Origin of the sequence: Stenotrophomonas maltophilia, from assembly GCF_025642255.1 — a bacterium.
GTDB classification, from domain to species: domain Bacteria; phylum Pseudomonadota; class Gammaproteobacteria; order Xanthomonadales; family Xanthomonadaceae; genus Stenotrophomonas; species Stenotrophomonas maltophilia_P.
Genome location: NZ_CP106759.1, coordinates 3816372 through 3835489 on the forward strand (window position 1 = coordinate 3816372; position 19118 = coordinate 3835489).

Consider the following 19118-nt stretch of genomic DNA (forward strand, 5'->3'; position numbering starts at 1 on the left):
CATCACTTGACGCCGTGCATCAGCTTGTTGATCAGCGGGGCGATCAGGAACAGCACCACGCCGGAACCGATCAGGGCCCAGAAGCCGAAGGTATACCCCTTCAGTGCCGAATCGATCGTCATGCCGCCTTCACCACTGACGGCGCCGGCGAAGATGCCCGACAGGTTGTTGCCGATGCCGGTGGACAGGAACCAGCCACCCATGCCGAAGCCGACCAGGCGGACCGGGGCCAGCTTGGTCACCATCGACAGGCCGATCGGCGACAGGCACAGCTCACCGACGGACTGGATGACGTAGACCATGAACAGGGTCCAGAACGGGATCTTGCCGTCCACGACCATCTGCGACAGGGCAAACATCAGCAGGGCGAAGGCCGCGCCGTTGAACAGCAGGCCCAGGCCGAACTTGCGCGGGATGGACGGATTGGCGCGACCCAGGGCCACCCAGATCCAGGCGATCAGCGGCGCCAGGGTGATGATGGCCACCGAGTTCACCGACTGGAACCACGCGGTCGGGAAGGTCCAGTTGCCGAAGTCACGGTTGACGATGTTCTCGGCCAGGAAGGTGAACGAGCTGCCGGCCTGTTCGAAGAACATCCAGAACATGACGTTGAACGCGAAGATGATCAGCATGGCGATCACGCGGTCGCGCTGCACCTTGCCCTCGCGGATGCCTTCGACCAGCAGCAGCACGGCCAGCGCAGCGAACATCACGCCCAGGATCCAGGCCAGCGCGGTGGCGCCGGTCGCCAGCAGGAAGTAGGCGACCGGGATGGCCACCAGCGCGCCTACCAGCACCATCACGATGCGACCGAAGCCTTCGGCACCGGCCGGCGGTGCGCCGATGCCCTTCAGGCCGGCCCGGCCGATGTAGAACCACACCAGCGAGATCAGCATGCCCACGCCGGAGGCGATGAACACGACCTTGTACGACGGCATTTCCGAAGTGCCGAACACCTTGCGGGCCAGGTACTCGGTCAGCACCGGGGCGATCATCGCGCCGATGTTGATGCCCATGTAGAAGATGGTGAAGCCCGAATCGCGGCGCTCGTCCTTCAGGCCATACAGCTTGCCGACCATGGTGGAGATGTTCGGCTTGAACAGGCCGTTGCCCACGATGATCGTGGCCAGGCCGAGCTTGAACAGATGCTCTTCCGGCAGCGAGATCATGAACAGGCCGGCCGCCATGATGATCGCGCCGGTCAGGATCGAGCGCTGGTAGCCCAGCACCCGGTCGGCCACGTAGCCGCCGAAGATCGCCGCCGCGTACACCAGCGCCAGATAGGCACCGTAGATACGGCTGGCATCGCCCTCGCCGGCGGCGTTGCCGTTGTAGAACTGGGCGACGATGTAGAGCACCAAGGCCCAGCGGATGCCGTAGAACGCAAAGCGTTCCCAGAACTCGGTCATGAACAGCATCCACAGCGGGCGCGGGTGGCCCAGCGTGGTCTTGAAGTCCGGCAGCGCCGGCTCCGGGGTGTTCGCAGTGGCGTTTACGCTCATGCGGGATTCCTGGTTCGGTGGATGACGAGCACGTCCGATGTGCAATGGAGCAACGCGCGAGGATCACCGACTTGTGGCGTTCACGTCAAATACACGCCGTTTGAGGCAGGTGCCCGCCTGCTCGCTGAACTTGCATCTGAAACGATCCAGCCGCCGGCCGGGATCCGGATGAATGGGGATCAGCCCAGCTCCGGCGGGGGCGCGGCCTGCAGCGTGGTCCGCACCTGGAACAGCTCGGGGAAGAAGGTCAGCTCCAGCGCCTGGCGCAGGAAGCCGACCCCGGACGAGCCTCCGGTACCACGCTTGAAGCCGATCACCCGCATCACCGTACGCATGTGGCGGAACCGCCAGAGCTGGAAGGCCGTCTCCAGGTCCACCAGGTCCTCGCACAGCGAATACTCGCGCCAGTAGCGGTCGGTGTCCTGGTAGATGCGCTCGAAGACCGGCTGCAGGGCGTCGTCGGCCACATGCGGCTGGGTCCAGTCGTGGGTCTCATACATCGCCGGCACGGCGTGGCCGAAGCGGGCCAGGTACTTCAGGAATTCCTCGTACAGGCTGGGTGCCTCCAGCACGCTCCGCAGCTGCGCCTGCCCGGCCGGATCATGCTCGAACACCTGCAGCATCTGCGCGTTCTTGTTGCCCAGCAGGAACTCGATGTAGCGGTACTGCAGCGACTGGAAGCCCGAGGAAGGCCCCAGCACGTCGCGGAAGCCCATGTACTCGGACGGGGTCAGGGTTTCCAGCACCGACCACTGCTCGGTGAGCTGGCGCAGCACCTGCTTGCTGCGGGCCAGCACCTTGCGGCACTGCCAGACTTCATCGCGCTGCAGGAAGCCGATCGCCGCGCCAAGCTCGTGCCCCAGCAGCTTCAACCACAGCTCCGACGTCTGGTGCTGGATGATGAAGAGCATCTCGTCATGGTGCGGCGGGTTGGACAGCGGCTGCTGGGCACTGAGCAGCTGGTCCAGCCGCAGGTAGCCGCCGTAGGTCAGCCGGCCGTGCAGGTCGGTGTGGATGCCGGCTTCGAGATCGCGTTGGTTGTTGTCGACGGACATGGGCGGGACCAGATCGGGGGCGGCAAGGGTAGCGCGTTGCCGCCGCGCTGGCAGCCGGAAGGTCCATACCGGGCTGTGCGGTGAGCCGTGGATCACCCGGCAATGGCGGGCCCGCGCGTGGAACCGTTTGCGACGTTGCGCCGGCAGTCAGCCGGAGGCGTATTCTGATGCTATGCAGCAACGACTGAATACGTTGTTGTTATTGGCCCTCCACCCGCCGGCAGGGGTACAACGGGGAATCGCCGTGTTGCGCCGCAGGAAGGCTATTTCGTACGCGTTCCTTAACATGGCGATTCATATCATTTGTAACTTCTCTGTCGAAGGTGCAGTACGCGATGACGGTTGCCGCTGAATTCAAGATCGAATACCTGCAGTATCTGGATGCGGACGGCACGCTCGTCCGCGACGACCTGCCCGAATCCCTGAAGGATCCGCGCGTCCTGGTGCCGCTGTTCAAGCAGATGCTGTACGTACGCACGTTCGACAGCAAATCCATCGCCCTGCAGCGCACCGGCAAGCTGGGTACCTATGCCGCCTGCCTGGGTCATGAGGCTGCGCACGTGGGCATCGGCGCCGGCATGCGCGAAGGCGACGTGCTCGGCCCGAGCTACCGCGAGTACGGCGCGATGTTCATGCGTGGCGTGCGTCCGTACGACGTGCTGATGTACTGGGGCGGCGACGAGCGCGGCAACGACTTCACCGGCAATGCGGTGAAGGACTTCCCGTTCTGCGTGCCGATTTCCACGCAGTGCCTGCACGCTGCGGGCGCCGCGCTGAAGTTCAAGCTCAACAACGAGCAGCAGGTCGCGGTGGCGGTGTGTGGCGATGGCGGCAGCTCGAAGACCGACTTCTATGCCGCACTGAACTCTGCCGGTGCCTACAAGCTGCCGCTGATCCTGTGCATCGTCAACAACGGCTGGGCCATCTCGGTGCCGCGCTCGGCGCAGACCGGCGCCGAAACGCTGGCACAGAAGGGCCTGGCTGGCGGCCTGCACTGCCTGCAGGTGGACGGCAACGATCTGATCGCGGTGTTGGCGGCGATGGAACAGGCGCGCGAGCGCGGCCTCGCCGGCGAAGGCGGCACCGTGCTGGAACTGATGACCTACCGCCTGTCCGACCACACCACCGCCGACGACGCGCGCCGCTACCGCGACGACGCCGAAGTGAAGGATGCCTGGACCCGTGAGCCGATGCTGCGCCTGCGCAAGTACCTCACCGCCCAGGGCGTGTGGAGCGAGGATGAAGAAAAGGCCTGGGTGGAGCAGTGCGGCGCCAGGGTCGACGAGGAAGTGAACCAGTACCTCAATACCCCGGTGCAGCCGGTCGAGGCGATGTTCGACTACCTGTATGCCGATCCGCCGCCGGATCTTCTGGCCCAGCGCGCGGCCGCCATTGCCCTGGAGCAGCGCCATGGATGACATCAAGACGGGCGCTTCCGCTTCCCAGGCCAATGCCGCCGACAGCGCTGCTGTCGCTGGTGGAGACATCGCAATGACCGCTACCCCCATCACCCTGATCGAAGCCATCACCCAGGCGCTGGCCTGGGAGCTGGAACACGACCCGTCGGTGCTGGTGCTGGGCGAGGACGTGGGCGTCAACGGCGGCGTGTTCCGCGCCACCGCCGGCCTGCAGCAGCGCTTCGGTGCGCAGCGCATCCTCGACACCCCGCTGGATGAAACGACCATCGCCGGCCTCACCGTCGGCCTGGCCGCGCAGGGCATGAAGCCGGTGGCCGAAGCCCAGTTCGATGGCTTCGTCTACCCGATGGTCGACCACATCATCTGCCACGCCGCGCGCTTGCGTACCCGTACCCGTGGCCGCCTGCACTGCCCGATGGTGCTGCGCGTGCCGTGGGGCGGTGGCATCCGTGCGCCGGAACACCACAGCGAAGCCAACGAATCGATCTTCACCAACGTGCCGGGCCTGCGCGTGGTGCTGCCGTCCAGCCCGCAGCGCGCCTATGGCCTGCTGCTGGCCGCCATGCGCGATCCCGATCCGGTGATCTACATGGAGCCCAAGCGCATCTACCGCCAGTACAAGGAAGTGGTCGTCAACGACGGCGAAGCCCTGCCGCTGGACGTGTGCTTCGTGCTGCGCGACGGCACCGACGTGACCCTGGTCGCCTGGGGTGCACAGGTGAAGGAAGCGCTGGAAGCGGCCGACAAGCTGGCTGGCGAGGGCATCAGTGCCGAAGTCATCGACGTGGCCACGCTGCGTCCGCTGGACTTCGCCACCATCGCCGAGTCGGTGTCCAAGACCGGCCGCTGCGTGATCGTGCAGGAGGCCCCGAAGACCGCGGGCTTCGGTGCGGAAATCGCCGCGCGCCTGGCCGAGGAATCCATGTACGACCTGCTGGCCCCGGTCGAGCGCGTTACCGGCTACGACACCCACATTCCGCTGTTCCGCCTGGAGATGAAGTACCTGCCGAGCGTGGACCGGATCGTGACCGCGGCCAAGCGCGCGGTGGCGGCAGGCTGACATGCGGGCCCGCCTCCTTGGGGCTTACCGCAGCCAGTATCCCAACCCGCTCCGGTTCCGCACCGGCCAGATCGTCGAAGTAGGCGTACGTGACGAGGAATGGCCGGCGTTTGCCTGGGTACGCACCAGCGATGGACGCGCCGGCTGGGCGCCCGTCGCCTGGCTGCAACTGCTGGACGACGGTCGCGCCGAAGCCCTGCGCGATTACGACGCCCGCGAGCTGGATGTGGAAAGCGGCGAGATGGTCAAGCTGCATCACGAACACGGCGGATGGTGGTGGTCCGAGCGCGCCAATGGTGCGACGGGCTGGCTGCCGGCCCGCGAACTGGAACTGCTGGAAGAGAACTGCAAATGAGCCAGACCAAGAATTTCAACCTGCCCGACCTGGGCGAAGGCCTGCCGGACGCGACCATCGTCGAGTGGTTCGTGAAGGAAGGCGATGTGATCAAGCTGGACGAGCCGCTGGTGTCGATGGAGACCGCCAAGGCCGTGGTGGAAGTGCCGTCGCCGGTCTCCGGCAAGGTGCTGAAGCTGTCCGGTGCGGCCGGTGACATCATTCCGACCGGCTCGGTGCTGGCCAGCTTCGAGATCGACCCGAACCTGCCGCAGCGTGCCGATGGCCAGGACACCGGCCACAGCCACGGCCATGCGCCGGCACCGGCTGCGGCCGCAGCACCGACCCCGCCGCCGCTGCCGACTCCGGCACCGGCCGCCGCCGAGGACGCCAAGGCCGAGCGCGATGACGCCGGCACAGTGGTCGGCGCGATGCAGAGCTCCAATGCCGTGCACACCGAGCAGGCGCTGGCCGTCGGTGGCGTCAAGGCCGTACCGGCGGTGCGTGCGATGGCCCGCAAGCTGGGCGTGGACCTGAGCCGCGTGCGCGCCACCGGCAGCGATGGCGCGGTGACCATGGCCGACGTCAAGCAGGCCGCCGCCAACGGCACCGCCAAGCTCGGCGCCGCGCCGGCCCCGGCTGCCGCTGCGGCCTATGCCGCGCCGGCCCCGGCGCAGGTGTCTGCGCCGGTTCAGAACGAAACCCGCACCCCCTTGTCTGCGGCGGGCAAGCCGATGCGCACGCAACCGCCGGGCGTGGTCGCCAAGGGCCAGCCGGAACCGCTGAAGGGCGTGCGCCGCAACATGGCGCGGGTGATGGCCGATGCGCACAGCAAGGTTGTACCGACCACGCTCAACGACGACGCCGACATCCATGCCTGGCTGCCCGGCAACGACGTCACCGCCCGCCTGGTGCGTGCCATCGTGGTTGCCGCGCAGAAGGTGCCGGCGATGAACGCCTGGTTCGATGGCGAAGCGCTGACCCGCACCCTGCACGCGCAGGTGGACATTGGCATCGCCGTGGACACCGACGACGGCCTGTTCGTGCCGGCCCTGCGCAACGCCGACATGCTGGATGCCCGTGGCATCCGCGAGGGCGTGAACCGCCTGCGCGAGCAGGTGGAAGCGCGCTCGATCGCGGCCTCGGAACTGAGTGGCTACACCATCTCGCTGTCCAACTTCGGCATGTTCGCCGGCCGCTACGCGACCCCGGTCGTGGTGCCGCCGTGCGTGGCCATCGTCGGTGCCGGCCGTGCCCGCCATCAGATGACCCCGGTGATGGGCGGCGTGGAAGCGCACAAGGTCATCCCGCTGTCGGTCACCTTCGACCACCGCGCAGCCACCGGCGGCGAAGCTGCCCGCTTCCTGCGCGCGATGATGGACGACCTGGCCCTGGCCAGCTGATCGACCACCACCTCTGAAACACAGAAGACGCCGGGCAGTGCCCGGCGTTTTTTGTACGCGCTCTACGGTGAGCCGAGCCCATGCTCGGCAGCTTCTTGCTGGTCAACCGAAAGGTGGGCGGAACCACATCCGGGAACAGCGGAACCGGCAGGTACCGGCTCCCCTCATTTCAACCGCGCGCGGGCAGGCCCTCGGCGCGGCTGTACACACGCAGGCGGTGCCCATCCGGATCAACACCCACGAAGGTATGCCCGAATTCCAGGGTGACCGGGGCCTGCACGATCTGCACGCCGAGTGCGCGCCACGCGTCGTGCATCTGCTGTACAGCCTCCGGGTTGGCGACCACCATCGCCAGTTCCGCGGCGCCGGCCTGCGTGGACACCGGCGGCTGCACGTCATCGCGCTGCCACAGGCCGAGCGCGGCGCCGTCGCCGAGCAGGAACAGGGCAAAGCCGGGCGACTGCTCGACGGGGGGTGTGCCGAGGATGCCGCTGTAGAAGGCGGCGCTGGCAGCGACATCGCTTGCGTACTGCAGCAGGGTGCTGGACCTGAACATGGGGACGCTCCGTTGTTGGGAGCCTTCATGGTGGTACCGCCCTGCTGACAGATTCTGTCAGCAGCATCGCGATTGTTCGCCCGCTGTTCGCCAAGCTCGAAGGCCGTCGAGCAAGCCCGATGCTACGAACGATCCAACCAGTCCGGTGCGATGCCCTGGGCCTTCTGCCAGCGCCGCAGCAGGATCGCGCGTGGCACGTGATAGCGATCCTCCAGCGCGCGTACCTGCCGGATGCGGTCCAGCCGGAAGTGGCGGAAGTCTTCGCGGCTCTCGCACCACGCCGCCAGCATCGGAACTTCGTCGAAGTAGCCCAGCGCGAAGGGCCAGACGATGCGCTCGCTGCGCTGGCCGTGCGCATCTTCGTAGCCGAACTTCAGGCGCTGCTGTGCGCTTACGGCTTCGCGCACCGCCTGGAGCCGGGCCGCCGGCACCTTGGCCGCTGTTCGTGAAGGGCCCACGCGCAGACCGCTGTCACGCAGTGCCTCGCGGCGGGCGGCGGGCAACACATGCGCGATGCGCGCCAACGCATCACGGGCAGCCTCGGCCAGCGCCGGCTCGGTGCGGGCCGCCACCCAGCGCAGGCCCAGCACCAGCGCGTCGATCTCGGCCGGTGGCAGGGTCATCGGCGGCAGCGTGTCGCTCGGCGCGAGCTGGTAGCCGACGCCGGCCTCGCCGCGCAGGTCAGCGCCCTGCCCGCGCAGCGTCTCGATGTCGCGGTACAGCGTACGCAGGCTGATACCCAGCGCATCGGCCAGCACCTGTCCGGCCACCGGCCGTCGATGGCGGCGCAGCAGCTGCAGCAGCTGGGTCAGGCGCAGCGCACGCGACATCAGCCGACCAGTGCGCTTGATGTCACCACGTGCTCACCCGGTTGCGGGGCCAGCGCGGCTCCGGTCAGTGCCTTGGCGATCTCGGCGGCTGGATTGATCCGCCATGCCCGCGGCAGTGCCGGCCCCAAGGCACCGAGCACCGCCAGTGCGAAACGCTCGCCACGACGGACCTCGGTGCGCTCGCCGCCGATCAGTCCAGGCCGCACCAGGGTCAGCGAGGCGAAGCCCAGCGCGCGCAGGTCACGCTCCAGCTCGCCCTTCACCCGGCTGTAGAAGATCGACGACTGCGGGTTGGCACCGGCGGCGGAATTCAATACATAGGTCTTCGCGCCCTGTGCCTGTGCGAGGCGGGCGAACGCCAGCGGATAGTCATGGTCGATGCGGTGGAAGGCCGCGCGGCTGCCGGCTTGGGCGATGGTGCTGCCCAGCGCGCAGATGACCGCGTCCACGCGCGCCCACTCAGGCGAGGCCGGCAGCGCGTCAAAGGCCAGCACCGGGTTCTCCAGCTTCCCATGGGTCAACGCCAGCGGACGCCGGGTGGGCGCGATCACGGCGCTGCAGCGCGGGTCGTCCAGCAACCCGGGCAGCGTCAGCCCGCCGACCAGGCCGGTCGCCCCCAGCAACATCACGCGCATCACCACCTCCCGTGCGGCATCCTGTCGCCCATCCTAGCCGTTCAAGCCATCGGCAGCCGCGCCGATATGCTGGAACCAGACCCTGCCAGCCCCAGGATTCGCTCCATGACGGACCACCCCGACCCGCGCCCCGCCCCCGGCACCGCCCTCGGTCCGCCGGCACGCGTGCGCGCGGTGGCCGACGCGGGTGAGGGCGAGCGCGTGGTCCTGCAGGGCGGCAGCAGCGCAAGCCTGCAACGGCTCTTTGCCGGTGCCGATGCGCCGGAGCCGCTGCTGGCCGCGTTCGCCAATGGCATGGCGACGCTGCCGGGCGAACTGGGCGACATGGGTGATCGCCTGCAGTCCGCGCAGGCCAGCGCCGACTGGCCACGCTACGGGCGGGCGATGCGGCAACTGATCGACAAGTACATCCGCACCATCGACCAGCATTCACCGGATGGGCAGCCCGACAGCCTGCGCCTGTCCGAACAGCTGCGCCTGCTGCTGGGCGGCGCGGTAGTGGCGCTGCTGCAGCACGACCCGGACCTGCGCGAGCAGGCGCAGGCGCTGTCCCTTCGCCTGCGCCACTGGCAGCCGGGCAGCGCCCTGGAGCCGATCGAGCAGGGTGTGCGCGAGCTCGGCCATCAGATCGGCGTGCGTGCCGGCAGCTGGCAGGAACAGCAGGCGCTGCTGCTGGAGCTGTTCGCACTGCTGCTGGAGAATGTGAGCGAACTGCTGGACGATCGCAGCTGGCTGCAGGGCCAGATCGCGGCGGTGCGGCAACTGCTGTCCGGCCCGCTGCAGGCCGAGGCGGTTGAACGAACGCGTGCCGAGCTGCGCGAGGTGATCTACCGGCAGGGCCTGCTGCGCCAGGGCATCGACGACTCCAAGGCGGCGATGCGCGGACTGATGGGGGATTTCATCGAACGCATGGATGGCATGGCCACCAGCACCGGTGAATACCATGACCGTATCGGCAGCTACGCACTGCAGCTGCGCGAGGCGCGCAGCATCGCCGATCTGAACCAGCTGCTGCAGGAGGTGATGCGCGATACCGGCAAAGTGCAGCAGCAGGCCGCGCAGGCACGCGACCACCTGGCCGCCGCACGGCTGGATGTGGAGCGCGCTGAACAACGCATCGCCGAGCTGGAACAGGAACTGCGCATGGCCGGCGACCTCGCGCGCATCGATCCGCTGACCCAGGCACTGAACCGCCGGGGCCTGGACGAACTGCTGCAGCGCGAGCTGGCGCGCGCCGAACGCAACAACACGCCGCTGGGCGTGGCGGTGATCGATCTGGATGACTTCCACCAGACCAACAACGCGCATGGTCACGCCGGCGGTGACGCGCTGCTGCAGCACATGGTGGCGGTGTGCAGGCTGCTGCTGCGCGCCACCGATGGCATCGCGCGGCTGGGCGGCGACGAGTTCGTGCTGGTGCTGCCGGAGACCCCCGGTGCGGACAGCATGGCCACCGTGCAGCGCCTGCAGCGCTCACTGGCGCATCGGGTACTGACTGTGCAGGACCGGCGCGTGCCGGTGCATTTCAGTGCCGGACTGGCGCAATGGCAGCCCGGCGATGACAGCGAGGCGCTGCTGCGACGGGCCGACGAGGCGCTGTACGCGGCCAAGCGGCAGGGCAAGAACCGCGTGCAGGCGGGCTGAAGCGCTCCGCCGGGCATGGCCCGGCGCTACCGCCGCCCGTCCGGCGACGCGGCTACTTCCCGCGCAGCTTCTGGATGCCGGTCACCGCCGCCAGCACGATGGCGCCAGCGACGATACCCACCACCATGTTGGCAACCGCGCCGATCAGCCAGCCCCACTGGCCCTGGCCACCGAGCGCCTGCACCGCGTGGTGCAGCGCCGGCACGTTGTGCACCAGAATGCCGCCGCCGACCAGAAACATGGCCACGGTGCCGGCGATCGACAGGAACTTCATCAACCACGGCGCCGATGCGACCAGGCCGCGTCCGAACGCTGCGACCGCTCCGCCCTTGCGCGAGAGGTACAGGCCCGCGTCGTCCAGCTTGACGATGCCGGCAACCAGTCCGTAGACGAACACCGTCATCGCCAATGCGACCACCACCAGGGTGAGCACCTGCTGGGAGAACGAGGCGGCGGCAACCACGCCCAGTGTCAGGACGATGATCTCGGCAGAGAGGATGAAGTCGGTACGGATCGCACCTTTCACCTTGTCCTTCTCCCACGCCACCATGTCCACCTGCGCATCGGCCAGTGCCTTGCGCCGCTCGGCCTGGTGCTCGGCGTCCTCGTCCGCCGAATGCAGGAAACGGTGCGCCAGCTTTTCCACGCCCTCGAAGCACAGGAATGCGCCACCGATCATCATCAAGGGCACGATCAGCGGCACGTTCCAGCCACGACCATGCAGCCAGGCTTCCAGGGCGCTGATCGCCAGCGCGGCCGGAACCAGGATCACCTTGTTGAGCAGCGAGCCTTTGGCCACCGCCCAGACCACAGGCAGTTCACGGTTGGCAGAAACACCGGTTACCTGCTGCGCGTTCAGCGCCAGGTCGTCGCCAAGCACACCGGCCGTCTTCTTCGCGGCCACCTTGGTCAGGATCGAGACGTCATCGAGCAGCGTCGCGATATCGTCGAGCAGGGCAAACAGGCTGGCACCGGCCATGGGGGTTCCAGGAGGGAGGATGGACGGATTCTGACCGATCCAACGGCCCGGGAGGAAGTGGATTCACCGCGTGCCTACCCTGCCCCGGCCAGACTGGCGAGGTGATCCCGTTCCGCCGGGCATGGCCCGGCACTACCGGTCGTTGTCCACAAGGAGTGCCGTTTGAACAATCCGCCCACCGCCACTGGCAATCCACCGCTGGTAAAAGGCATGAGCCGACGCAGCCAGATCCTGCGCCTGCTGATGCGCTACCGTCATTCGGGGGTGTTCTCCGGCATGAACCTGGACGCAGCCGGCAGCCAGGCCGAGGTGCCGGCCGACGGCAATCCCGAGCAGTTCGTCAGTGACCTGGAAGCGCTGGGGCCGACGTTCGTCAAGCTGGGCCAGATGCTGTCCACACGTCCAGACATGGTGCCGGTGGAGTTCGCCACGGCACTGGAGCGCATGCAGGAGAAGGTGGCCGAGATTCCGGTCGAACGCATCCATGCCATCGTCGAGCAGGAGCTGGGGGCACCGGTGAGCAAGCTGTTCGCGGCCTTCGACCCCGAGCCGCTGGGCTGCGCCTCGATCGCCCAGGTCCATCGTGCGGTGATGCATGACGGCCGGCAGGTCGCGGTGAAGGTGCAGAAGCCGGAGGTCGCCGCGCAGCTGCGTTCGGACCTGGAAGCGTTGCGCAGCTTCGCTCTGGCCGCCGATCACCTGACCCAGGTCGGCCGCCGGGTCCGCCTGCGCGACTGGCTCAACGAGTTCGCCAAGACCCTGATGCAGGAGCTGGATTACCACGCCGAGGCCGAGAACCTGGCCCGCTTCGGCCGCCATCTGCGGCCCTTCCGGCGCCTGTGGGTCCCGCAGCCGATCTGGGATTACAGCAGCCAGCGCGTGCTGACCATGGAGCTGGCCACCGGCGTTCGCGTGGACGCGATACCCGGCGTACGCCGTACCGAGCAGTCGATGGACCCGCTGGCAGCCGCGCTGATCCGGGGCTACCTGGACCAGATCTTCGTGCATGGCGAGATCCACGCCGATCCCCATCCGGGCAACCTTCGGGTGATGCCCGATGGTCGCCTCGCCATCTTCGATCTGGGCATGGTCGCGCACATGCCACCGCGGCTGCGCGAGCGCCTGCTGAAGATCCTGTTCGCCGCCGTCGATGGCCGCGGCGAAGAAGTGGCGGACGATCTGATCAGCATCAGCACCCGGCTGGAAGCCTTCGACGAGGAGCGTTACCTGCGCGAGACCGGCCAGTTGATCGCGCGCTATGCCGCCAGCGGCAACTTCTCCGAGGGACGCGTGGTGCTGGACATGGTGCGCATCGCCACGGCCTGTGGATTGCGTACGCCGCCGGAACTGAGCCTGCTGGGCAAGGCGCTGCTGAACCTGGAGACGGTCTGCCGCCTGCTCGCGCCCGAACTGGACACGCGCCGCATCGTCGAACGCCAGCTGCAGCATGTGATGCGCGCGCGCCTGAAGAAGTCGCTGTCGGCCGCCAACCTCGCCAGCGAGGCAATGGAGCTGCAGCAGCTGCTGCGCGATGGGCCGCGCAAGCTGTCGGACATCATGGCCCTGCTGGCCGAGAACCGCCTGCAGATGAAGGTGACCGGGCTGGAGGAATCACGGCTGATGGAGAACCTGCAGAAGATCGCCAACCGCGTGGCGGCGGGCATCATCAGCGCAGCGCTGATTCTCGCCGCATCGCTGATGATGAAGCTCGATACCGGCTGGCATGTGTTCGGTTACCCGGCGATCGCGCTGGTGCTGATGCTGATCGGCGTGGCGTTGGGGCTGGGCATCGTCACCAGCGCGCTGTTGTTCGATCGGCGCGCGCGGGCACGCGAGGAACGCGGCCATCGATGAGCGGAGTGCGTGGTGCGCGATATGTGCACCTGCGCCATACGTCCATCTCCGAAGTGCCGCATTCATGCGGTTCTTAATGCAATCCAACGCGCATTTTCACGCTCGTTTTACTTGATCGCGCTGTTACCGCACGCGGTCGATCAACAAACATTTCAGTCAGGTTCGTGCATGCACTATCGGGTCATCGGCCTGTCATGCACACATGCTAGCGGCAGCGCCGGTCGGATGGACACGCGTCGGTACGACGTCCATCGCACCACCCCGTTCACTGCCGAAGCCGCCTATGCTCTGGATCCTTCTGCTGTCGTTGTTGCTGCTGGTCTGGCTGTTCCTCGCTTCCGACAAATGGATGTGGTGGAAGGCCGGTTCGTTCTCACTGCTGTTGCTGGCGCTTAGCACGTGGTGGCTGATCGACAAGCTCTCCGGTGACGGACTCAACGCCGCCACGCTGTACCACCTGGGTGCGGACATGGAGGGTGCCGGCGTCGCCGACTTCAAGGGCTACATCGCCGGCTTCATCGTGCTGGCCCTGGTTTCGCTGCTACCGCTGTTCGCCACGCGGGTCCGCCGCTGGCATCGGCCCGGACGGGGTGCGGCCTGGTTCGCCGGCTTCGCCGTCGCATGGGTGGTCACGCTCATGGTCAGTCCGCTGGCGCGCGACGGCCAGCGTCTTTACCAGCAGCTGCGACCGGTTGATTTCGCGCGCATCGCGCCGGAATACCAGGTGCCTACCCAGCCGTTGCAGCGGCCGCGCAACATCGTCTGGATCTACGGCGAAAGTCTTGAACGCACTTATCTGGATGAGAACGTGTTTCCCGGGTTGATGCCCAATCTCAATCGTCTGGCCGCCAGGTCGTTGGATGTGCGCGGCCTGGCATCGGCCGAAGGCAGTGGCTGGACCATCGCCGGGCTGGTGGCATCGATGTGCGGCGTGCCGCTGACCACCTCGCAGGGCGATGAGAACAGCATGGACCGGATGGGCAGCTTCCTGCCCAAGGCCGTGTGCCTGGGCGACTACCTGAAGCAGCAGGGCTACACCAACCATTATCTGGGCGGCGCCAACGGCCAGTTCGCCGGCAAGGGCCAGTTCCTGGCCAGCCACGGCTTCGACGAAGTACATGATCTGGCGTGGTTCAAGCAGCAGAAGAAGATCGGGCGCATTCACTACTCTGCTTGGGGCGTACACGATGACGTGCTGCTGGACACCGCCTACCAGCGCTTCGAGCAGCTCTCGCGCGCCGGCGCACCGTTCATGCTGACCACGCTGACCATGGATACGCACCATCCCGCAGGCCACCTGCCGGTGTCGTGCAAGGACGAACGCTACCAGAGCCAGTACGGCAACATCGGCCTGCTCAACGCGCTCAAATGCACCGACCGCCTGATCTCGCAGCTGGTCCAGCGCATCCAGGCCAGTCCGTACGGCAAGGACACGCTGATCGTGATCGCCTCGGACCATCTGGCGATGCCCAACGATCTCAGTCACGTGCTGGCCAGGCAGAAGCGCGAGAACCTGCTGCTGTTCCTCGGTGATGGCGTGGCGCCGCGCCAGCTGGCGGCGGAGAACGGCTCGACGCTGGACTCCGGCGCCACCCTGCTGGGCCTGCTCGATCCGGGCCTGCGCACGATGGGCTTCGGCCGCTCGCTGCTGGACGAAACGCGTGCCCCCAGTGCCAGCGTCGCGGCGCGTCGCGATGGCGGCCGCGATTACCCGCAGTACCTGGCATTCGCCCGGTCGCTGTGGCTGGGCGAGCCGACCCGCGAACTGCGGATCGACAACGACGACCAGGTGGTGGTGGGCATGCAGCACGTGCAGCCGCCGGTCCTGCTGGAGTACGACAAGGACTGGGGCCTGAAGTCGGTGTATCTGGAGAACACGTCCCGCCAGTTCGACGATGCCGATCCGGACAACACCCTGGCCTATGTGGATCGCTGCACCGCATTCGAGGATGGGTCGGCCGACGGCGACTGGTGCGCCTTGCTGGTGAACCGCGACAACGGCATCAAGCTGTACCGCGACGACGACCTGCGTGGTGGCATCGCGGTGGACGCGCCGCTGGATGCGTTCCAGGGACCGCGCCCGAGCGTGCGCCAGGCCCACATGATCACCCAGAAGGGCCGCCGCACCCGCGCCGGCCAGTACATGCTGCAGCTGGTGGCAAGCACGCGCCCGGATCGCGGTTTCTGGATCGAGGCCGTGTCATCGCAGCGCAAGGTGGTGCTGGCCCAGCAGTGGGTCCAGCCTGATGCCGACGGCAAGATCAATGTGTCCTTCGGACTGGATCATGAAGTGGACGATCTGGAGATCCGCGCCTGGTTGAATCACGCCGAGAAGCTGGCCGTGGATACCTTCGCGCTGGTGCCTTCGCGCAGCCGACCGCGGGGATAGGGTTTTCCGCAGGGCTGCGCCCTGCACCCGCTACGAGCTGGAGCAAAGGCAACAGCAACAGCAAGAGCGCGCATTCCGTGGGATGGCGGGGCGGTGTAGGTTGTCAGGACACGCCGTAAACCCATCCATGGGGGCTCGATGGCGCCATCCATGGCGCCAACGGTCCTGCCAACCCACACCGCCCCACCTCTGACGGTTTCCGGCAGCCGTAGGCAGGTGCCGACCTTGGTCGACACTTCTGTCAGATATCGAAAGCAATCTGGGGGTCAGATCCGTTTTCTGCGGAAGAAAACGGATCTGACCCCAAAAGCAATTCCAGCAGATCGCGGAAATCTGTCGAAGGCGGGGGGGGCCGGTTGCGGGGGCGTGAGCCGCATGGATGCGGCGACCGAGCTTACATGGACGTACTTGCAGCGGCCCCCGCAACCGGACCCACCCCGCCATCCCATGGAATGCTTGGTGTTGCTGTTGCTGTTGCTCCGGCCTCGGCAGGTGCAGGGCGCAGCCCTGCCGGGAATCCCCTACTCCTGGGGGTCGCGGGTGATGTGGATGTCCGTTGGCGTGGACAGCGGAATGTTCCGCTCCGCCAGGATCTGCAACAGACTGAAATACAGATCGCTGCGGGTGCCGTACACCTGCCGTGGGCTGGCCACGTAGGCGAAGCTGTTGATGGTGATCTGGCCGCCGGCAATGCCGTCGATGTACACCGTCGGCGCGGGCGTCTGCAGCACGCTGGTGTGCGCGCCATAGGCATCCAGCATGGCCTGCCGCAGGCCGGCGACGTCGGTGCTGGTCGGTACCGCGAACTGGATCTGGATGCGGCCCTGGTTGTTGCCCATCGTCATGTTGCGGATGGTCTTGGTGATCAGCTCCGAGTTGGGCACGATCAACGTGGACTTGTCGCCCACCTGGATCTCGGTCGAGCGCACATTGATGCGGCGGATGTCGCCTTCCTGGTCACCCAGCTTCACCCAGTCACCGATCTTCACCGGTCGCTCGGCCAACAGGATCAGGCCGGAAACAAAATTCTGGGTGATCGCCTGCAGGCCGAAACCAATACCCACCGACAACGCACTGACCAGCAGCGCCAGCTTCTGCAGGTTCAGTCCCATCACCGTCAGGGCCCACAGCACCGCGATGATGATGCCAAGATAGCGGGCGACGGTGCTGATTGAATTGCGCGCGCCCAGATCCAGTTCGGTCTTGGGCAGGTAGGTGTCGGCCAGCCAGCGCTGCACCACCTGCATCACCCCCAGCCCGGCCAGCAGCACGCCGATGGCCAGTACGATGCGGCCCGGCTCCAGCGTCAGGTCCTTGGCGATGGGAATGCCATTGGCCAGCGACGCGAAGCGCTCCACGATCGAGCCGACATTGCCGAAGGGCGCGGCCAGTGCCAGCAGCGCAATCAGGACCACGAAGGTGCGCAGCACCGCCGACAGCAGCACGCCGGCCTGCTCCAGCCTGGAGACGCTCAGGCCGGTGCTGAGCAGGATGGTCTGGCCAACCTTGCTGTCGGCGTTCAACAGCCAGGTGCAGAAATCATCGACGAACTTGAACAGCAGTGTGGCTGCCAGCACCACGATGCTGCCGCCGATCAACTGCTGGTTCACGAACTTGGCGAAGTTCACATAGCCCAGCAGCGTGGCGATGATCGCCGCCACCACCGCGATGTTGCCAGCCACGCGCGCCAGTACCAACCAACTGCTGCGGCGCACCGGCTGCTGTGCGCCGAGACCATCGGCCTGCGCTTCCAGCTTCGCTTCGGCTTCAGCCGTCTGCCGCCGGTGCAGGCGTGCCAGGGTCACCAGCATGGCCATGATCAGGCCGAGGTAGGTCAGCGCAATCACGCCATCCAGTGCCACCGTGGTCACGTCGCTGGTGCGGGTGGCACGGTCAATGGCCACCAGCACGTTGCTCAGCCAGGCCAGCGCAGCGGCACCCCAGGCGTACTTGCGCAGCTTCAGCGCGGCGGTGTCATCCAGGTTCAGCAGCCGCCAGGAGGGGCGCCTGGGCATCAGCAGGCACGCGCTGAGCGCGGCGATGAAGGCCGCAGCGAAGGTCGCCGCCACCAGGCCATCGGCCACGTTCTGCAGGCGCGGGGCGATGCCGCCAATGGCATTCAGCGAAGCCACCAGCACCACCACCGCATAGCCCGGCAGCAGGGTGCCCACCAGCAGCAGCCACATGGCCAGGCCGGAACGGCGCAGGCGGCCGTCCGGCGCGCGTTCCGAGGCGGCAAACCGGCGCCCCAGCGCGCGCAGCCACAGGCGCAGCGGGAACATCATCACCAGTGCTGCGGCCAGGCCGAGCAGCAGGGTGCCCCAGCCGTGGGTGTCGATGGCCTTGGCCAGGGTGTCACGCCCCTGTTGCGCCAACGGGCGCACGCGGGCGATGTCATCGGGAAGCTGATCGGCCACCTGCCGCCAGAGCGACGGCGACAGCGGTGAATCGACCTTGCGGCCCAGTTCCTCGCTGATCTGCGCGGAACGTTGCTTGTCGATGTCCGCACTCAACTGCTGGGCACGCACCGCGATGGCTTTGGCTTGGGCCACCGAGGCGGCCAGGGCATCGCTCTCGCGGCTGAGCGTACGCCGCTGCGCGGCCAGGTCGGGGGGCTCGGTGGTGCCCTGCGGCGCTTCACCCAGCTGAGCCAGCTGCTCTTTGAGCTGGTCCAGCTGTGGCTGCAGGGACTTTTCCAGCGCCTCTGCATCCCGCTTGGCCTTCGAGGCGTCCTCTGAAAGCGTGCCGAGTGTTTCGGTGGCTTCGGCGTCGTCGCGCTTGCGCGCGATCTCCTTCAGCGTGCTGTCAATCTGTGCCAGCTGCTGCTTCGGCGTAGGCGCCTCATCCTGGGCGAACACCGGCGCGGACAGCAGAAGGGCGGCGCCCAGCAGCAGGCCCAGCCAGGGCCCGCGCGTGCGGATCGATTGCAGGAAGGAAGACACGCCAGATGCACACCGGTTCGCGCGGACCACCGCGCCTGCGCGCGACTATACGGCACGACCGGTCAAGGTCGGATGCCCGGGGCGGCACCGCCCGCGGCACCCGCCCCCGCGGTTCAGTACTTCAACCGCAGCTCCTCCACCGTCGGCTGCTGCAGCGCATACCAGTCCTGGAACTCTTCTTCGGTGATTTCGTCCGGGGCGTACACCGCCACCGGAGGCCAGTCGTGGTCGGTCGGCAGCGGCTGGCGCGGACCGGCGCGCAGGCTGTAGCTGACGCCCTCATAGTCCACCAGATCGTCGACCTGCGGCCATTGCTCGCGCGCGAACGCGGTTTCACTCTTCAACAGGATCACCTGGTACATCGGCACCTCCACTTCAGGTTGGATCGGAACACCCGGCGCTGGCGGCAGGATACCGCCGCGCCGATGACAGCGGGAATGACGCCGCGGCGACGCAATGTTCTGGACACCGCCATCGCTCCGGCTTCACCCGCTCGTGGCGAGGCCGTCGGCATCGT

15 protein-coding genes are annotated in these 19118 nt (G+C 67.1%); 7 read left to right on the forward strand and 8 right to left on the reverse strand.

Annotation, left to right across the window (positions count from 1 at the left end):
- Positions 1-2: 2 nt before the first annotated feature.
- On the reverse strand, positions 3-1502 hold the full coding sequence (locus N8888_RS17420) for a peptide MFS transporter (RefSeq protein WP_053519850.1): 1500 nt from the start codon (positions 1500-1502) through the stop codon (positions 3-5).
- 179 nt (positions 1503-1681) lie between these two features.
- A complete protein-coding gene (locus N8888_RS17425) occupies positions 1682-2557 on the reverse strand; it encodes a tryptophan 2,3-dioxygenase (RefSeq protein ID WP_053519851.1) in 876 nt (291 codons plus the stop codon).
- Positions 2558-2892: 335 nt separating this feature from the next.
- Between N8888_RS17425 and pdhA the strand changes: the two genes are divergently transcribed.
- The 4 genes from pdhA to N8888_RS17445 are packed head-to-tail and all read left to right on the forward strand — an operon-like array spanning position 2893 to position 6772.
- Positions 2893-3975, forward strand: a complete 1083-nt coding sequence (gene pdhA / locus N8888_RS17430; protein WP_053519852.1) for a pyruvate dehydrogenase (acetyl-transferring) E1 component subunit alpha — start codon at positions 2893-2895, stop codon at positions 3973-3975.
- Positions 3968-5035, forward strand: coding sequence for an alpha-ketoacid dehydrogenase subunit beta (locus N8888_RS17435; RefSeq protein ID WP_053519853.1), 1068 nt, complete (start codon positions 3968-3970; stop codon positions 5033-5035). The genes pdhA and N8888_RS17435 overlap by 8 nt, the downstream gene beginning before the upstream one ends.
- A gap of 1 nt (position 5036) precedes the next feature.
- The gene (locus N8888_RS17440; protein ID WP_053519854.1) at positions 5037-5390 is read left to right on the forward strand and encodes an SH3 domain-containing protein; all 354 of its coding nucleotides are present in this window, start codon (positions 5037-5039) and stop codon (positions 5388-5390) included.
- A complete protein-coding gene (locus N8888_RS17445; protein WP_053519855.1) occupies positions 5387-6772 on the forward strand; it encodes a dihydrolipoamide acetyltransferase family protein in 1386 nt (461 codons plus the stop codon). The genes N8888_RS17440 and N8888_RS17445 overlap by 4 nt, the downstream gene beginning before the upstream one ends.
- Before the next feature lie 169 nt (positions 6773-6941).
- Here N8888_RS17445 and N8888_RS17450 read toward each other — a convergent pair whose 3' ends face one another.
- The 3 genes from N8888_RS17450 to N8888_RS17460 form a co-directional block, all read right to left on the reverse strand.
- On the reverse strand, positions 6942-7328 hold the full coding sequence (locus N8888_RS17450) for a VOC family protein (RefSeq protein ID WP_263176239.1): 387 nt from the start codon (positions 7326-7328) through the stop codon (positions 6942-6944).
- Positions 7329-7450: 122 nt separating this feature from the next.
- Positions 7451-8158, reverse strand: coding sequence for a helix-turn-helix transcriptional regulator (locus N8888_RS17455; protein ID WP_065174363.1), 708 nt, complete (start codon positions 8156-8158; stop codon positions 7451-7453).
- Positions 8158-8793 carry a Rossmann-fold NAD(P)-binding domain-containing protein gene (locus tag N8888_RS17460; protein WP_053519858.1) on the reverse strand — a complete coding sequence of 212 codons (636 nt, stop codon included), beginning with the start codon at positions 8791-8793 and terminating at the stop codon, positions 8158-8160. Before N8888_RS17460 ends, N8888_RS17455 begins: the two co-directional genes overlap by 1 nt.
- 105 nt (positions 8794-8898) lie before the next feature.
- On the opposite strand from N8888_RS17460, the gene N8888_RS17465 reads away from it, so the two are divergent.
- Entirely contained in the window at positions 8899-10437 is a 1539-nt protein-coding gene (locus N8888_RS17465) for a GGDEF domain-containing protein (protein WP_053519859.1), read from the forward strand.
- A gap of 52 nt (positions 10438-10489) precedes the next feature.
- Here the strand turns inward: N8888_RS17465 and N8888_RS17470 are convergent, their stop codons facing one another.
- Entirely contained in the window at positions 10490-11416 is a 927-nt protein-coding gene (locus N8888_RS17470; RefSeq protein WP_111186575.1) for a DUF808 domain-containing protein, read from the reverse strand.
- A 210-nt stretch (positions 11417-11626) separates the two neighbouring features.
- Here N8888_RS17470 and N8888_RS17475 point away from each other — a divergent pair, with 210 nt between their 5' ends.
- Together N8888_RS17475 and N8888_RS17480 are read left to right on the forward strand one after the other, a co-directional pair.
- Positions 11627-13270 (forward strand): ABC1 kinase family protein, encoded by a 1644-nt coding sequence (locus N8888_RS17475; RefSeq protein ID WP_227255316.1) that lies wholly within the window; start codon positions 11627-11629, stop codon positions 13268-13270.
- 283 nt (positions 13271-13553) lie between these two features.
- Positions 13554-15659 carry a phosphoglycerol transferase I gene (locus N8888_RS17480; protein WP_263176246.1) on the forward strand — a complete coding sequence of 702 codons (2106 nt, stop codon included), beginning with the start codon at positions 13554-13556 and terminating at the stop codon, positions 15657-15659.
- A 521-nt stretch (positions 15660-16180) separates the two neighbouring features.
- Here the strand turns inward: N8888_RS17480 and N8888_RS17485 are convergent.
- Both N8888_RS17485 and N8888_RS17490 read right to left on the reverse strand, forming a co-directional pair.
- A complete protein-coding gene (locus N8888_RS17485; protein WP_263176248.1) occupies positions 16181-18601 on the reverse strand; it encodes a DUF3772 domain-containing protein in 2421 nt (806 codons plus the stop codon).
- Between the two features lie 113 nt (positions 18602-18714).
- A complete protein-coding gene (locus N8888_RS17490) occupies positions 18715-18963 on the reverse strand; it encodes a hypothetical protein (protein ID WP_053520409.1) in 249 nt (82 codons plus the stop codon).
- Positions 18964-19118: the final 155 nt, after the last annotated feature.

Coding starts and splice junctions, on each gene's coding strand:
- N8888_RS17440 (WP_053519854.1), top strand. CDS start 5,037: ATGCGGGCCCGCCTCCTTGGGGCTTACCGCAGCCAGTATCCCAACCCG.
- N8888_RS17470 (WP_111186575.1), bottom strand. CDS start 11,416: ATGGCCGGTGCCAGCCTGTTTGCCCTGCTCGACGATATCGCGACGCTG.
- N8888_RS17445 (WP_053519855.1), top strand. CDS start 5,387: ATGAGCCAGACCAAGAATTTCAACCTGCCCGACCTGGGCGAAGGCCTG.
- N8888_RS17450 (WP_263176239.1), bottom strand. CDS start 7,328: ATGTTCAGGTCCAGCACCCTGCTGCAGTACGCAAGCGATGTCGCTGCC.
- N8888_RS17425 (WP_053519851.1), bottom strand. CDS start 2,557: ATGTCCGTCGACAACAACCAACGCGATCTCGAAGCCGGCATCCACACC.
- N8888_RS17490 (WP_053520409.1), bottom strand. CDS start 18,963: ATGTACCAGGTGATCCTGTTGAAGAGTGAAACCGCGTTCGCGCGCGAG.
- N8888_RS17460 (WP_053519858.1), bottom strand. CDS start 8,793: ATGCGCGTGATGTTGCTGGGGGCGACCGGCCTGGTCGGCGGGCTGACG.
- N8888_RS17475 (WP_227255316.1), top strand. CDS start 11,627: ATGAGCCGACGCAGCCAGATCCTGCGCCTGCTGATGCGCTACCGTCAT.
- N8888_RS17435 (WP_053519853.1), top strand. CDS start 3,968: ATGGATGACATCAAGACGGGCGCTTCCGCTTCCCAGGCCAATGCCGCC.
- N8888_RS17455 (WP_065174363.1), bottom strand. CDS start 8,158: ATGTCGCGTGCGCTGCGCCTGACCCAGCTGCTGCAGCTGCTGCGCCGC.
- pdhA (WP_053519852.1), top strand. CDS start 2,893: ATGACGGTTGCCGCTGAATTCAAGATCGAATACCTGCAGTATCTGGAT.
- N8888_RS17420 (WP_053519850.1), bottom strand. CDS start 1,502: ATGAGCGTAAACGCCACTGCGAACACCCCGGAGCCGGCGCTGCCGGAC.
- N8888_RS17480 (WP_263176246.1), top strand. CDS start 13,554: ATGCTCTGGATCCTTCTGCTGTCGTTGTTGCTGCTGGTCTGGCTGTTC.
- N8888_RS17465 (WP_053519859.1), top strand. CDS start 8,899: ATGACGGACCACCCCGACCCGCGCCCCGCCCCCGGCACCGCCCTCGGT.